General features: G+C 62.0%; 20 protein-coding genes and 1 pseudogene. 11 read left to right on the top strand and 10 right to left on the bottom strand.

Going from position 1 to position 13,429, the window contains the following annotated elements:
• Positions 1 to 127: 127 nt before the first annotated feature.
• Positions 128 to 250, bottom strand: a complete 123-nt coding sequence (locus AC0L27_RS37290) for a hypothetical protein (RefSeq protein ID WP_275169462.1) — start codon at positions 248 to 250, stop codon at positions 128 to 130.
• Positions 251 to 381: 131 nt separating this feature from the next.
• Between AC0L27_RS37290 and AC0L27_RS37285 the strand changes: the two genes are divergently transcribed.
• Together AC0L27_RS37285 and AC0L27_RS37280 are read left to right on the top strand one after the other, a co-directional pair.
• On the top strand, positions 382 to 600 hold the full coding sequence (locus tag AC0L27_RS37285) for a DUF6894 family protein (protein ID WP_354059982.1): 219 nt from the start codon (positions 382 to 384) through the stop codon (positions 598 to 600).
• Between the two features lie 14 nt (positions 601 to 614).
• On the top strand, positions 615 to 1,082 hold the full coding sequence (locus AC0L27_RS37280) for a metallophosphoesterase family protein (RefSeq protein WP_473322729.1): 468 nt from the start codon (positions 615 to 617) through the stop codon (positions 1,080 to 1,082).
• Positions 1,083 to 1,333: 251 nt separating this feature from the next.
• Here the strand turns inward: AC0L27_RS37280 and AC0L27_RS37275 are convergent, their stop codons facing one another.
• On the bottom strand, positions 1,334 to 1,903 hold the full coding sequence (locus tag AC0L27_RS37275; RefSeq protein WP_354204875.1) for a DUF1236 domain-containing protein: 570 nt from the start codon (positions 1,901 to 1,903) through the stop codon (positions 1,334 to 1,336).
• Between the two features lie 150 nt (positions 1,904 to 2,053).
• Here AC0L27_RS37275 and AC0L27_RS37270 point away from each other — a divergent pair, with 150 nt between their 5' ends.
• On the top strand, positions 2,054 to 2,227 hold the full coding sequence (locus AC0L27_RS37270; protein WP_354059987.1) for a hypothetical protein: 174 nt from the start codon (positions 2,054 to 2,056) through the stop codon (positions 2,225 to 2,227).
• A gap of 779 nt (positions 2,228 to 3,006) precedes the next feature.
• On the opposite strand, the gene AC0L27_RS37265 is transcribed toward AC0L27_RS37270, so the two are convergent.
• Both AC0L27_RS37265 and AC0L27_RS37260 read right to left on the bottom strand, forming a co-directional pair.
• Positions 3,007 to 3,222 (bottom strand): hypothetical protein, encoded by a 216-nt coding sequence (locus AC0L27_RS37265; protein WP_354204879.1) that lies wholly within the window; start codon positions 3,220 to 3,222, stop codon positions 3,007 to 3,009.
• A gap of 88 nt (positions 3,223 to 3,310) precedes the next feature.
• Positions 3,311 to 3,790: a DUF4142 domain-containing protein gene (locus AC0L27_RS37260; protein WP_354204881.1), complete on the bottom strand. Its 480-nt coding sequence runs from the start codon at positions 3,788 to 3,790 to the stop codon at positions 3,311 to 3,313.
• Positions 3,791 to 4,017: 227 nt separating this feature from the next.
• Between AC0L27_RS37260 and AC0L27_RS37255 the strand changes: the two genes are divergently transcribed.
• The 5 genes from AC0L27_RS37255 (at position 4,018) to AC0L27_RS37235 (ending at position 6,932) form a co-directional block, all read left to right on the top strand.
• Positions 4,018 to 4,527 carry a DUF2243 domain-containing protein gene (locus AC0L27_RS37255; RefSeq protein WP_354059993.1) on the top strand — a complete coding sequence of 170 codons (510 nt, stop codon included), beginning with the start codon at positions 4,018 to 4,020 and terminating at the stop codon, positions 4,525 to 4,527.
• Positions 4,499 to 4,663: a hypothetical protein gene (locus tag AC0L27_RS37250; RefSeq protein ID WP_275169454.1), complete on the top strand. Its 165-nt coding sequence runs from the start codon at positions 4,499 to 4,501 to the stop codon at positions 4,661 to 4,663. The genes AC0L27_RS37255 and AC0L27_RS37250 overlap by 29 nt, the downstream gene beginning before the upstream one ends.
• 74 nt (positions 4,664 to 4,737) lie before the next feature.
• Complete coding sequence (locus tag AC0L27_RS37245; protein ID WP_354059995.1) at positions 4,738 to 5,523, top strand: succinate dehydrogenase iron-sulfur subunit; 786 nt, start codon at positions 4,738 to 4,740, stop codon at positions 5,521 to 5,523.
• A gap of 74 nt (positions 5,524 to 5,597) precedes the next feature.
• Positions 5,598 to 6,071 carry an NUDIX hydrolase gene (locus AC0L27_RS37240; protein WP_354204884.1) on the top strand — a complete coding sequence of 158 codons (474 nt, stop codon included), beginning with the start codon at positions 5,598 to 5,600 and terminating at the stop codon, positions 6,069 to 6,071.
• Positions 6,072 to 6,932 (top strand): SIR2 family NAD-dependent protein deacylase, encoded by an 861-nt coding sequence (locus tag AC0L27_RS37235; RefSeq protein ID WP_354204886.1) that lies wholly within the window; start codon positions 6,072 to 6,074, stop codon positions 6,930 to 6,932.
• Between the two features lie 153 nt (positions 6,933 to 7,085).
• On the opposite strand, the gene AC0L27_RS37230 is transcribed toward AC0L27_RS37235, so the two are convergent.
• A complete protein-coding gene (locus AC0L27_RS37230; RefSeq protein WP_354059999.1) occupies positions 7,086 to 7,322 on the bottom strand; it encodes a DUF3551 domain-containing protein in 237 nt (78 codons plus the stop codon).
• Positions 7,323 to 7,484: 162 nt separating this feature from the next.
• Between AC0L27_RS37230 and AC0L27_RS37225 the strand changes: the two are divergent.
• A pseudogene (locus AC0L27_RS37225) lies at positions 7,485 to 7,901 on the top strand (NADH-quinone oxidoreductase subunit D-related protein).
• Positions 7,902 to 8,217: 316 nt separating this feature from the next.
• Here the strand turns inward: AC0L27_RS37225 and AC0L27_RS37220 are convergent.
• The 4 genes from AC0L27_RS37220 to AC0L27_RS37205 all read right to left on the bottom strand — a co-directional run bounded on the left by AC0L27_RS37220 (position 8,218) and on the right by AC0L27_RS37205 (position 11,195).
• Complete coding sequence (locus AC0L27_RS37220) at positions 8,218 to 9,105, bottom strand: manganese catalase family protein (protein WP_027566451.1); 888 nt, start codon at positions 9,103 to 9,105, stop codon at positions 8,218 to 8,220.
• Positions 9,106 to 9,309: 204 nt separating this feature from the next.
• Positions 9,310 to 9,651, bottom strand: coding sequence for a hypothetical protein (locus tag AC0L27_RS37215; RefSeq protein WP_354060001.1), 342 nt, complete (start codon positions 9,649 to 9,651; stop codon positions 9,310 to 9,312).
• Between the two features lie 72 nt (positions 9,652 to 9,723).
• The gene (locus tag AC0L27_RS37210; protein ID WP_354060003.1) at positions 9,724 to 10,578 is read right to left on the bottom strand and encodes an MBL fold metallo-hydrolase; all 855 of its coding nucleotides are present in this window, start codon (positions 10,576 to 10,578) and stop codon (positions 9,724 to 9,726) included.
• 29 nt (positions 10,579 to 10,607) lie between these two features.
• Positions 10,608 to 11,195 (bottom strand): NuoB/complex I 20 kDa subunit family protein, encoded by a 588-nt coding sequence (locus AC0L27_RS37205; protein WP_354060005.1) that lies wholly within the window; start codon positions 11,193 to 11,195, stop codon positions 10,608 to 10,610.
• 227 nt (positions 11,196 to 11,422) lie between these two features.
• On the opposite strand from AC0L27_RS37205, the gene AC0L27_RS37200 reads away from it, so the two are divergent.
• Together AC0L27_RS37200 and AC0L27_RS37195 are read left to right on the top strand one after the other, a co-directional pair.
• Complete coding sequence (locus AC0L27_RS37200) at positions 11,423 to 11,920, top strand: ferritin-like domain-containing protein (RefSeq protein WP_354204891.1); 498 nt, start codon at positions 11,423 to 11,425, stop codon at positions 11,918 to 11,920.
• Positions 11,921 to 12,052: 132 nt separating this feature from the next.
• The gene (locus AC0L27_RS37195) at positions 12,053 to 12,313 is read left to right on the top strand and encodes a hypothetical protein (protein WP_275169442.1); all 261 of its coding nucleotides are present in this window, start codon (positions 12,053 to 12,055) and stop codon (positions 12,311 to 12,313) included.
• 43 nt (positions 12,314 to 12,356) lie between these two features.
• Here the strand turns inward: AC0L27_RS37195 and AC0L27_RS37190 are convergent, their stop codons facing one another.
• Entirely contained in the window at positions 12,357 to 13,424 is a 1,068-nt protein-coding gene (locus AC0L27_RS37190) for a UDP-glucuronic acid decarboxylase family protein (protein WP_275169441.1), read from the bottom strand.
• Positions 13,425 to 13,429 lie beyond the last annotated feature (5 nt).

Raw genomic sequence — 13,429 nt, 5'->3', positions numbered from 1 at the left:
CCCAGACCCGCATTGACGTTTTGTCGCACTCCGCTTCACAGGCGGAACCGGTCAGGCCTACAAAGGTTCCTATGCGCCAATCGGGGCGATCGGCCCAACAGGGATATGTCCGACATCGATCATCGGGCTAGAATGGCCAGCCCTTCACGGCGATCACGATCGCCGCGTCACCAGCGGCCATCAGCAACAGGACGGCAAGGCTGGCGATGATCGCGCCCGGCTGGGCAAGCACGCGCAACTCTCTGAGCATGTGTCGGCTCCAAAAACGCAGCAATGCCGCGATGACCCTGAGGGTTCCTGCGGACATGCCCGGAGTTGACGTGCGAGCGCCGGAACGAAGGCTTGAGATCGCGCGTTCCTGCGACGAATTTGAGGGTTCACGTGCCGCGCTATCATTTCGATCTGATCGACTCCAAGACCGTTGCAGACGAGGGGGGTGCTGAATTGCCTGACGACATCATGGCGCTGGATGTTGCCGAGGAGATCGCGAGGAGACTTCTTGCGGAGCGTCCCGAACTCAGGAACCGTCACTTTTCGATCCTGGTCACGAACCATGAGGGTGAGGAGATCGGGAAGGTACCCCTTGATGTCCTGCACTGAAGCCCTGGTCTGACATGGCATTGAGGATCGGAGTGATCTCCGACACGCACGGCCTTCTCAGGCCGGAGGCCGAACGCTGTCTTGCGGGAGTGTCGCATATCATCCACGCCGGTGATATCGGCGCGCCGGAGGTTCTGGAGAGGCTTTGCCGAATAGCGCCGGTCACCGCCATCAGGGGAAACGTCGACGTCGGCAGTTGGGCGATGCGCTATCCCGAAACCGAAACGGTGCACCTCGGCGCTCGTTGCTTCTACCTCCTGCACGATCTCAAGACGCTCGCCATCGACCCCGCAGCGCACGGTGTGAACGTGGTGATATCAGGACATTCGCATCGGGTGCAGGTCAACACGAGAAACAGAGTGCTTTTCCTGAATCCCGGGAGCGCCGGTCCAAGGCGCTTCAAGCTGCCGATCACGCTGGCGACGCTCGAACCGGATGAGGGCGGCGACCTGCGCCCCACCATCCATGAGCTCGACGGGTGAACGAAGTACGTGCGTGCCAGCTAGTGGGTATTCGATTTTTGCCACCGCTCCAGATCAATCGGGGGACGCTTTGGGTCGATCTGCTCCTTCTCGGGATTCCCCTGCCAAGGCTGGTCCGTCTGCCGGTGGGTCGGCAAATCGGTCTGCTGTCGCGGATCGTCGACCGGTGTTTCTCTCGGGTCGTTTTCAGGCGCTTTCGCTCTCGGCATAAGTTATCCTCTTTATGGTTCTGTCGATGCGGCGGCACGCGATCAGCGTACGCCAGCGATGATTGCCGCGACGCGGCGCGAATGCTGATCGACAATGACGAGATCCTTCCCAGCGATCAGGTATTGATCGCCCCAGAACCCGTTCAGCACTTGGGTGACTTCGGGCGGCAAGTCGGCCACCTCGGTCTGGCGCGGCACCGAAGTACCGATCATCATCTCGAAATTTGGACGATCCATCGTGGGGCCGTGCGCCGACGAGACGATGGCGCGGAGCTGTTCGCGCTGCTGATCGTTGAGGCCAGCCGGCTGGGCGGTCTGTTTGACGTCCCGCGCACGGGCGCCGGTCGTATCTTCATTGCCAGCCGGGTTTTCCTTCGCCGCTTTGCTGACCGCTTCGCGTTGCGTGGGAACTCCCGTGCCGACGGTTGTGGCAGGGGCACCTTTGTCGGCGCCTGTAGAGGGGCGGCCCAGATAGTCTGTTGTCCCGAACATCTGGGGCACGGCGAACCAGACGATGAAACCTACAAACAGGACGGCTGCCACCGCCGATCCCACCATCATCAGCTTCCGGGTGCCGTCCTTCTCCGCTTCACGCGATAGATCCTTGACCATGAACAAAAAGCCTTCGGTATGAACTGCGGGTCAACCCGCGCGGGAATCGTTCGTTCCTACGGGCATATGCATCAGCATCGATCAGGAACGACCGACGCCGCATCTCATTGCCAGCGCATGAGGTCGCGAGACTGAAACAAGGAGCATGCAATGACCAAAATGCCCCCCGTACCGCCAGAGCAGCGCAGCGACAAGGGACCCGGATCTGATCCAAAGATCGAGACGGACGAAAAGGTGCCCGGCCGCGAGAACTTCGACACGCAGGGACGTCACGGCAACATCAAGCAGAACACGACAAACCAAGGCTACCAGCAGGACCGATGAATGCCACACAAGAACTCAGACACTGAACGCTTCGGTGGTCCGGGCTCCTCGCGGCAGGACCGCAAGCACCCCGAAAAGGGTGGTCGCGAGCATGAGCGCCCTGCGCCGGGAACGCCCACCAACGACCGCAAATCACACGTCTCGGGAGGCGGTGGTGAGCGCGATCAACATCACACGCACAATGATCGTGAGAGGAGCTGAGCAATGCGTAGGACAAGTTCGAGCTTGATACTGATCGCCTTCCTGGCGAGCGCGTCGATAGGGGCCGCCTCGGCGCAGAGTGGCGGCGGCGGCGGTGGCGGTGGTGGTTCGGGCGGAGCAAGCGCGAGCGGCACGAGCGGCGGCGTCGGCGGTGCCTCAAGCCCTGGGTCGGCCGGCGGTGCCTCGAGCCTTGGGTCGGCAAGCCCTGGATCGGCAAGCCCCGGATCGGCAAGCCCTGGGTCGGCAGGCCTTGGCTCTGCAGGAGCTACAAACCAGACGGGGGATGTATCACCCAACCTGGGTAATCCAGCCGACGCGGCCGCGGCTTCGCGCGGCACGACGGCTACCGGCACGAACACCGCTGGAACGGCCCAATCAACCGGTGGCGGTCCGCGAGGATCGACAACCGTCGGGCGGGCCGGCAATCCCGCAGGAGGCACCAGCAGCGGGCGGATTGACGGAACTGCGACACCCGGTCCGTCGATGCCGGGCGACGCCGAAATACGCTCGGAGAACTCTCAGGACTCCCACGTCGATCGAAAGATCAAGAGCATCTGCAAAGGCTGTTAGATCGATGATCAGGACGCCGGGTTTCCCGGCGTCCAATCGAGGTCGTCTTCGCTTCGAGCTTCGGGGTCGGGCGAGCAGGGCTTGATCTGCAGGTCGTCCTCGAGCCTCGGCTGACCTCCGCCGCTTTCGACCAGACCGGCGTCGTCGGCCTTTTTCAGCGTTTCCTCTTTGGTTGAAAACGTCCGGCTGAGTTTTTCGTCGTCCTTGAACAGGGCATACGCCATATCGGCTCCTCGCGGTTTGAATCATCGACGACTTTGACGGCGGCCGTCACGCACGGCCCCGCCGCTCCTTTGTCGCTGGGGTAAAGCTCTAGCCGACTTCCCTGAGATTGCTCAGGATCGCCAAGTGACGCTGAATGATCGGCAGCGACATCTGTGCGACCTGCTGTTCGCCGGGGTTGCCGCCGGATCGCAAATACGACGCGTTGAGCGCGAGCAATTCACGGTGCCCGCGGATCTGCCCCTGCACATACATCCGGTCGAAGGGACCCGATGGTGTGGCCTGAAGGCGCTGAAAGAGGGCGGCATGATTCGGCCGCAGCGGTGCCGATCCCGGCGCTGCTCCGAGCGCGCTCGCGACCTGGACCTGTTCGGCGATCTCTGCATTCGCGAAGTTGACGATGTCGGGATTGCCGGTGCGCGTCAGGGCGAGCTGACTCGTCTGCATCGCAAACGCCCCACCCATCAGGTCGGCCGTTCGAAAATCCCGCTGTGGGGCTGGTTTGGATTGCGCAGCGTAGGTCGACAGTCCGAGTCCGCCCAAAGCAAGCAAGAACGATCTTCTCAGCATGATGAAGTCTCCAATGTTGAATTCACAAGACGCTGGGACCGTTTCGAACGTTCCTATCGTTGGCAGAGCAGCCGAGCGATGCTCCGCAAAGCGTCTTCGACGTCATGAGACGATCATGCAGGTTAACGCAGGTTATTGGCACCGGCAGTGCGTCATGATCATAGGAACGGCAGCGCTGAGGATGGTTTGTCCATCATCCAGATGCCGATCGGCGCACGAGTCAATTCATGCAAGACAACAATTCATCCAGCTTCCCGATTTCCGCGGGTGTCCTTCTCGGGCTTGGTCTGGGCGGATTTTTCGATGGCATCGTGTTTCATCAGCTGCTGCAATGGCATCATATGTTAAGCGGCTGGTACCCGCTCAACTCCATCGACAACATCAAGCTCAATACGACCTGGGACGGTATCTTCCACAGTGCGACCTATCTGCTTGTGCTGCTCGGCCTGTATGTCCTGTGGCAAAGGGCGCGCAGGTCCGACATTCATTTGTCGGGCAGCCGGTGTCTCGGAGCGGTCTTGCTCGGATGGGGCATCTTCAATCTGGTTGAAGGTGTGGTGGACCATGGGATCTTCAAGCTGCATCGGGTGAATGAGACAGTCCCCGACGAACAGCGCATCTTCTGGGATCTCGGCTTCCTGCTATGGGGTGCGGCCATGCTGGTTGTCGGCATCGCCATGACGCGTGCCGGCAAGCAAGGGAGGGTACATGCGGAAAGCAGTCTACAAGCTCGCTAGAGAGACTCCGCCGGCTCTGGTCTATGCCATTTTCATAGTGCTGCTGGCGCTCGCGACAGCACCAGCCTTTCGCATCGTGCTGTTTGGTGTGTCGCTGGATGATCTTCTGCAACTCCGTTGCTTCAATCTCGGCTGATGCGCGGTTCAGCTGCGCAAGTGGAGTTGAACGCCGCGGCCTTTGTCAACGCCTCATGTCCGCCCGGAGGTAACATGGTCGAGTTCAGGCTTCCGAAACACTCCCGCGTGGAAAAGGGAAGGATCTGGCCCAAGCCGGACAGCAAATCGTTGCGCGAATTCCAGGTCTATCGCTGGAATCCCGACGACGGTCGCAATCCCCGGCTCGACACCTACTTCGTCGATATGAGCGATTGCGGGCCCATGGTGCTGGATGGTCTGATCTGGATCAAGAACAACATCGATTCCACGCTGACGTTCAGGCGGTCCTGCCGCGAAGGCGTGTGCGGCTCCTGCTCAATGAATATCGCCGGCCAGAACACGCTCGCCTGCACCAAGTCTATGATCGAGGACGTCCCGCAAGGCGAGCCGCTGCGCGTCCTGCCTTTGCCGCACCAGCCCGTGGTGAAGGACCTCGTTCCGGACCTGACGAATTTCTACGCCCAGCTCGCATTGATCGAGCCTTGGCTGCAAACCGTGTCGCCCACGCCACAGAAGGAATGGCGGCAGAGCCATGAGGATCGGGCCAAGCTCGATGGACTGTACGAGTGCATTCTCTGCGCCTGCTGCTCGACATCTTGTCCAAGCTACTGGTGGAATTCGGAGCGTTTCCTCGGCCCAGCTGCCCTGATCCAGGCGGCCCGCTGGGTCAATGACAGCCGCGACGAAGCGACGGGCGAGCGCCTCGACAAGCTCGAAGACCCCTTCAGGATCTATCGCTGTCACACCATTCTCAACTGCGCGAAGGCGTGTCCCAAAGGCTTGAATCCGGGCGAAGCCATTTCCGGATTGCGCCTCAAGATGGTCGAACGGAAGTTCTGATCGGGGACGGACGCTACTGCGCAGAAGGAACGATGGCTGCGGCGTTGGCTTATCGACCAAACTGGAGGCGCCTGATGGGCAAGAAACAATTCGCCGCGTTGCCGTTCACGCTGAACAATTCCGAATTGCGCGTGATGCTGATTACGACCAGGCGCAAGGGCAGATGGAGTGTCCCGAAGGGATCGCCGATGCGCAAGACGGAGCCGCATCATACGGCTGCGCTCGAGGCGTACGAGGAGGCCGGTCTCGTCGGCGTCACCGCAAAGCGCGCGCTGGGCTCCTTCAAGCATCGTAAACGGAAGGGCGATCGCAAGCGGACCATGAACGTCGCCGTCTTTCCCATGAGAGTCCACGGGCAGGAGCGCTGGTGGCCGGAAAAGGGTGAGCGCGAAGCAATCTGGGTCTCGCCGAAAACGGCGGGCCGTCTGGTGCACAAGGCGCAACTTCGGCGTCTGATCGCCCGGTTCGCGGCGCAGACGGAGAAGACCGCTTCCCTACCGCTGGGCGATGGCCCAGGAACCCGCGTCTTGTCCAGCTATTCAAGGTAGATGAACCAGCAACCGACCGGACTAGCATTCGAGGAGCGACCGCCTCACGAGGTCCTGGCCGCTGCGATCAAGCGGCGCTGCGCCATCCTGTTCGTCGGCGCCGGCGTCTCGATGGCTGTCGGCCTGCCGTCCTGGCAATCTCTGATCGACCATCTGCTGGATGACCTTGGACTTGAGCGCGACGTGATCGATGGAATGCACGGCGGCTACCAGATGCTGGCGGAGTACTACCGGCTGAAGCGCGGCGGAATTGGCCCGCTCCGCAGCTGGCTCGATCGCAACTGGCGCGTCGACCCGGACAGGATCGCGGCCTCGCGCCTCCACAAGCTGATCGTGGAGCTCGATTTTCCGACCATTTACACCACGAACTACGACCGTAACCTCGAGACAGCCTTCGAGGTCCTGAAAAAGCCCTACGCCAAGATCAGCAACGCAAAGGACATTGCAGGCGCCCGTTCCGGCGTCACGCACATCATCAAATTCCATGGCGACTTCGACGACGATGCCTCGCTCGTCCTGACCGAGACCGACTTCCTCAACCGGCTCGCGTTCGATTCGCCGCTCGACATCCGGTTTCGGGCCGATGCTTTGGGAAGCACGTTGCTTTTCATCGGATACAGCATGTCAGATCCCAACATTCGGCTCCTGCTGCACCGTATTTGGCAGAGTTGGGACGAGTCGGGACACCGCCAGGACCGACCGAGGTCCTTCGTTTTCGTCACCCAGCGCAATCCAGTGCAGGAGGCGGTATTGGCGAACTGGGGCATCATCACTGTCGCGCCGCCTGACGGCGTCAGCCCGGATGATGGTGTTACCCGCTTTTTGCTGGACATCCGCGAACGTATCGACCGTAAGAAGTGAGGGCCTCGAACGCGCCGCCATGATACGCGCCAAGACCGAGACCGCCGGCGAACACGACGGCCGTGAGCGTTTGCTCTGATGCCATGGGGCGCTCGGCTCAGCGGCGGGATCGGTCAGAACGGGGGTCGATTGCCAGTCCGCAAGCGGGACTGGTCACCGATATCCTCTATAGCGCCGGGCATAGGCATAGCGCGGATTGACGCCGCAATAGGCGTTCGTTCCCGATGCAGTCGCCATGCACTGAGCGTAACTGGCGAACTGGCAGTTGCCCGGATAACCCCAGACGCGGCCCTGAAGGCAGTAGCGGTCTTGTGCGATGGCGGCCGTCGAGGAGCCGAAGCCCGTCACGAGCGCGAGAGACGCGGCAGCCAGGAGCAATCGATGCTTCATGGAAAATCTCCAATTTCAACATTGAACGTCTCTCGTGAAGCGGGGTTCCAAAGGGCAACGCTCACGGCTCCTTTTCTCCAGTTCGACGCGATCGTTAACCTGTGTGAAGCCGTTCGACGTCGATCGCGATTAAGGTGACCGATGTCCTCGATCGGAAGCGATATGCTTGACCAGTCTCCCAACTTGAGAAACTTCACCATCAACTTCGGTCCCCAGCATCCCGCCGCCCATGGCGTGCTGAGGCTCGTGCTCGAACTGGACGCCGAAATCGTCGCACGCGTCGATCCGCACGTTGGTCTTTTGCATCGGGGCACCGAAAAGCTGATCGAGGCCAAGACCTATCTTCAGGCGATCCCCTATTTCGACCGGCTCGACTATGTCGCTGTCGAGGCTCCGAAGGGCGAGTTCGGTGTGTTCCTCATCGCGGACGGCACGAACCGTCCCTACAAGTGCAAGATCAGGTCGCCGGGGTTCGCCCATTAGCAAGCGATGGACTTTCTCTGCAGGGGGCATTTGCTCGCGGACGTCTCCGCGATTCTTGGGTCGCTCGACATTGTCTTCGGCGACGTTGATCGCTGACTGGAAAACCGCACTGGAGGATCAGCATGGATATCAAAGAAAGCTCCGCCATGACCGAAGCGTCCGGTCTAGTGGACGATCAGTTCACTGCGCAGAGCGGCTCGCACGCGCCGCACGGTAATACAACGACAGGACTCGATGCGCCTTCCCAGGCGCCCTCGGCGCGATTGGCCGACCAACTGCGGAGGATGACCAGAGCAGCGCCACTGCAAGCGGTCTTTGCGGCGTTTCTGTTGGGCGTTCTGGTGGCTCGGCGTCGCCAGACGTCGGCCGGGGCCGTTCCTTTCGTCGGACGACCCCGGCCGTTACACGAGAATCAGGCCAACGCGTTCGTCACCGGCGGCTCGTTCATCTGCTCGACCTGTGCGCCGCTATCCGGCCGCGCCGGTCCGAGCACAGGCTCCTCGCCCAAAGGCTCGAACCCGGCGCGGAAGCTGAATGACCCCTGGCCGTCGAGCGAAGGGCCCTCGCAGTAGCGCCCCGGCTGCAGCGGTGCCGCATTGCGTTCGGTGCCCATGAACATGTAGCTGAATTCGGTCGCCTCCTTGCTGCGGTCGAAGCTGTTCGGAATGGGCAGGGCGGCATCCGCGCCCATTTCCTCGATCACCGCGAGCCATTGCTGTTGATGCATGGTGTCGCGCGCAATCAGGTAGCTCAGCATGTCCTGCATGCCGGGATCGCTGGTGGAATTGAAGAGACGCACGGCGAGGGTCCGGCCGGTGGATTCAGCCGCGACGTTGCAATACATGTCGGCGGCCAGATTGCCGCTGGCATAGACATGCGAACAATCGAACGGGACGCCGTCGCAATTGGCAGGGAAGGCGGCCATGCCGGTCGAGAGCAGATGCCGGTGCAGCATGCCCTCGATCACATGCCGCGGCCGCTCGCCGCCGTTCATCACCGCGCCGACGACCGGGTTGGCCTGCAGGCTGGTCTCCTGCATCGTTGCCGGCGCATTCTCCAGGTTCAACGCGACCGCGGTCGCGAGCATCTCGATGTGGCTGATCTCTTCGGTCGCGGTATTGAGCAGGACATCGCGATATTTGGCCGGCCCCCGCGCGCCCCAAGCCTGGAAGAAATACTGAAGGCAGACGCGGATCTCGCCTTCGACGCCGCCGATGGCTTGTTGCAGTTGGCGAGCGAAGATCGGATCGGGCTTCTCGACCCTGACCGGATATTGCAGTCGTTTGTCGAAATAGTACATGCGCAGCTCCTTTTGTGTTCACGCTATTGCGCAATGAGTGCTGCCGGGTTGCATTCCTATGGAGTTTCTAGCGACTATTTTGAAAGCCTTTAAGTTGAGACGTGAACGCGATGCGGCCCCGGCGAGGAGAGGGATCTCGCCGGGGCCGCTCTCATGCGCGCAACAGCAAGGAGCGTGCTTTAGAAAATTGCGAACCGTGAACCGCTAGCGGCGCGGCATGGTGCCGTTGGACGGAGGGGTCGTCTCGTTGCGCATGCCGGAAGGACTGGAGGCACCTTGTCCGCCCCGCTCGACATGCGTGATGCCGCCGCCACCCGATCCGCCGGCTCCGCCCGAGCCGGCTCCTGCACCGCCAGCTCCAGCACCGCCGGCACCTGCGCCGCCGGCACCAGCGCCCGCGCCGCCTCCGGCGCCACCCGCGCCAGCACCGGCGCCGCCGCCTGCGCCACCACCAGCGCCGCCGCCAGCACCTTGCGCGTATGCTGCGCCCACTGAAGCGCCTGCAAGCATCGCGGCCGTGAAGATCGTCAGGATTGTCTTACGCATGTTATTTCTCCTTGAGGTTTCGATGTCGGACAATCACGTGAAGCATCGACCGTTCCTAGCCGTGCCGTGTGATTAAGCTCCACGTCGATATTGCGAAGGCACGGCAACTTCGTCGAACCGTTGGGCGAGAGCATCGAGAGCCGCGCGCATCTGCGGCCCCTGCATGGCCGCGCCGTGCCCGGTGACGACGATCTCCGGGGCGAGCGCGGCAAGTGCGCGCACCGATCTCTTCGCGCTTTCCCAATCGGGCGTGAAATACATCGGGGGCCCGTGCATCTCCGGCGTTTGGGTCACTGCGGCGTAAGCGGATTCCTGCCGCGTCGTGATGAAGGCGTCGCCGGCGATCAGCACGCGATCGCCTTTGCGCCAGAGCGAGATATGTCCTGGGGTATGGCCGGGCGTATGGATCCACTGCCATTCCGGCATGAAGGGTACGCTGTGATCACAGGGAAGATCATAGAGGCGCGATGCGACGTTGACCGGCTTGGTCGGGAATAGCGGAGAGAGCCGAGCGAGCAGCCCGCCACCGACGCTGGGATCGGCCGACGGGTAGGATTGGCTTCCGTCAAGATAGGGATGCTCGGCCGCATGGGCATAAACCGGCACCTCCCACTCACTCGCCAGCGTTTCGAGCACGCCGACGTGATCGAAATGCCCATGCGTCATGATGATGCAGGCGGGCCGGCCGTTTCCTCCAAATCTGGCTTTCGCGGCGGAGCGGATGGCGCCAGCCGATCCGGGAATGCCGGCGTCCACAAGCACCCAATTGCCGTCGCCGGCGTTCTCGAAACCCACGAAAATGACGTTGACGATCGCAAGCTGACGATAGGCGACGTCAGCGACGATCTGCCGCGTGTTGTCGTTGCGGTCGAGGTCGGATTGCGGATGCTCCGCGTCGGCGGAAGAGGGAAGCGAGATCTGCGTCATGTCCATTCGGGTCCGATTTGGTCAGCTCACTAGCGCTCGATCGTGCCGATGCGCCGGATCTTCTTCTGAAGCAGCATCACGCCGTACAGCAGCGCCTCCGCGGTCGGCGGGCAGCCGGGCACGTAGATGTCGACCGGCACGACGCGGTCGCAGCCGCGCACGACCGAATAGGAATAGTGATAATAGCCGCCGCCGTTGGCGCACGACCCCATCGAGATCACGTAGCGCGGCTCAGGCATCTGATCGTAGATTTTGCGGAACGCCGGCGCCATCTTGTTGGTCAGCGTGCCCGCGACGATGATCACGTCGGATTGGCGTGGCGATGCGCGCGGAGCGAATCCGAACCGTTCGGCGTCGTAGCGCGGCATCGACATCTGCATCATCTCGACCGCGCAGCAGGCGAGCCCGAACGTCATCCACATCAGCGATCCGGTCCGCGCCCAGGTGATCAGCTCCTCCGCGGTCGCCGTGAAGAAGCCCTTGTCCGCAAGATCGTCGCGGATACTCATGAAGAACGGATCGGAAGTGTTGTCCGGTCGTCCCTCACCCGGCCGGCCAAGTCCAGGCCTGCCAAGCGAAGGGCCTGAGTTGCTGGCATGCGGAAAGCTGCCTGTCATTCTGGTCCCTGAACGCTGCGGTCGTTTGGAGATGCGACCACATGCTTCGGGAAACAGTCATTTGCATGCCGCGTTCCTGCGGCGGTAGGTGGATTTGTGTTCTGTTATCGCAGGTTAGCTTCGGGTCCGGCGGCCGGAACCCAGCGTTCGCGTCACGGATCACCCTAGGAACGATCCACCAAAACTGCGGTTGGCGGCAACAAGGCCCGTGAAATGGAGAACATGAGATGACGAACGCAGCCCGCGATACATTCGTGGTTGGACTACGCAATGCGCATGCGATGGAAGTGCAGGCGCGAGAGTTGATGGAACGTCAGTCGGAACGACTGGACGGATATCCTGAGGTCAAGGCCAAGGTCGCCGCCCACCTTCAGGAGACCAACGAGCAGCTGAAGCGATTGGAGAGATGCCTGGAAGCCTGCGGCGAGAGTACCTCCAGCCTCAAGGATACGACGCAATCCATGATGGCGAACATGCAAGCCATGGCACACTCGGTGGCCGGCGACGAGATTCTCAAGAATACGTTCGCCAACAATGCCTTCGAGAATTTCGAGATCGCTGCCTACAAGTCTCTGCTCGCCCTCTGCGGCGCCGCTGGGCTTGCGGAGGCCAAGGAGCCGCTCGAGACGTCCCTGAAGGAGGAGCAGCGCATGGCCGCCTGGATCGACTCGAACGTCGAGAAGGTGACGATGGAATATCTGGCGCATCAGCGCCAGGCGGCCTGATCGCACTCCATCCCCACCACGGCGAGATCGCCGGTCCCGCCGGTGCGAGACCGGCGGGTTCGGCCGCTGAGCCTGCCTGCGCTCTCATATGGGCCCGCAGGACCGAAACCCTCTCATCCGCGTTTTGCTGTCATGGCGCACATCATCTTCAGCGACTACCGCAGTCCTGCTGCCGAACAGGCCTATGAGATCGCATGGGACTTTCTGGCCCGCAGCGGGGCGATCCACGATGAGTTCGATGCGTGCGTATTTCTGGCTCAACGCATCACCATGATGGTCGAGGAAGGCCAGGCAAACCGGATCCGGATGGCCAACCGGGCGATCTCCGAATACCAGTACCATCTCGAAAACCTCTGCAAGCCGGCCCGTGGCGCGGCCGCTTCGCGGGCTTGAGGGCTCGCCCGGATTCCGCGGGCTCGTGGGCTCTTTCTGCCGTTTACTGCCGGTCGGCGATCGTCAGCTGGCCGCGTGCCCCGGTACGTCCGTTCCTGCGCGGTGCAATGGCCGGAACGAGTGCCGGCGCTTCCCCGGCCATGCGCATGGCAAAATAGGCGATGGTCGCGCGAAGACCGTCCTTGAGCGCCACGCGCGGGCGCCACCCCAACGCCTTCACGGCCGTGTCAATGACGGGCTTGCGGCGCTTCGGATCGTCTTTCGGCAGTTCCTCGAACCGGAGCGGGGAGGCCGATTCCGTATACGCCAGCACGTCGCGCGCGATCGCCTCGATGGTAACCTCGTGCGGATTACCCAGATTGCAGGGTCCGGTGACCGACGATGGACTCTCCATGAGCAGCTGAAGGCCGCGCACGAGATCGTCGACGAAGCAGAAGCTCCTGGTCTGCGTACCACCTCCATAGATCGTGATCGGCTCGCCGCGAAGCGCCTGCACGATGAAGTTGGAGACCACGCGCCCGTCGTTCTCCAGCATCCGGGGTCCGTAGGTGTTGAAGATGCGCGCGACCTTGATTTCGACCCCGTACATGCGATGATAATCGAACATCAGCGTTTCCGCGGCCCGCTTGCCCTCGTCGTAACAGGCCCGGGGCCCGATCGGATTGACGTTGCCGAGATAGGATTCCGGCTGGGGATGGACCTCCGGATCGCCGTAGACCTCGCTGGTCGATGCCTGCAGCACCCGGGCGCCTTTCCGTTGCGCGAGCTCCAGCATGTTGATGGTGCCGAGCACGCAGGTCTTCATCGTGCCGACCGGATCCTTCTGATAATGACGCGGCGACGCCGGGCAGGCGAGGCTGTAGATCCGGTCGATGTCGCCCTCGATCTCGACGGGATCGCGCACGTCGTGTTCGATGAAGCGAAAATTCGGATGATTGAGCAGCGGCCTGATGTTGTCGGTCGTTCCCGTAAACAGGTTGTCGAGGCAGATCACGGTGTGGCCGCGTTGCAAAAGCGCGTCGCAGAGGTGCGATCCGATGAAGCCGGCGCCGCCGGCCACCAGAACGGTGGGAGAGCGGCGGGACGCGTTGATGCGGGTCTGAACTGTCATGGTGC

The sequence above is a fragment of the Bradyrhizobium sp. Ken51 genome, from assembly GCF_055807435.1.
The sequence above is the reverse complement of the archived record's forward strand: the minus strand, read 5'-3'. Positions and strand labels throughout refer to the sequence as shown.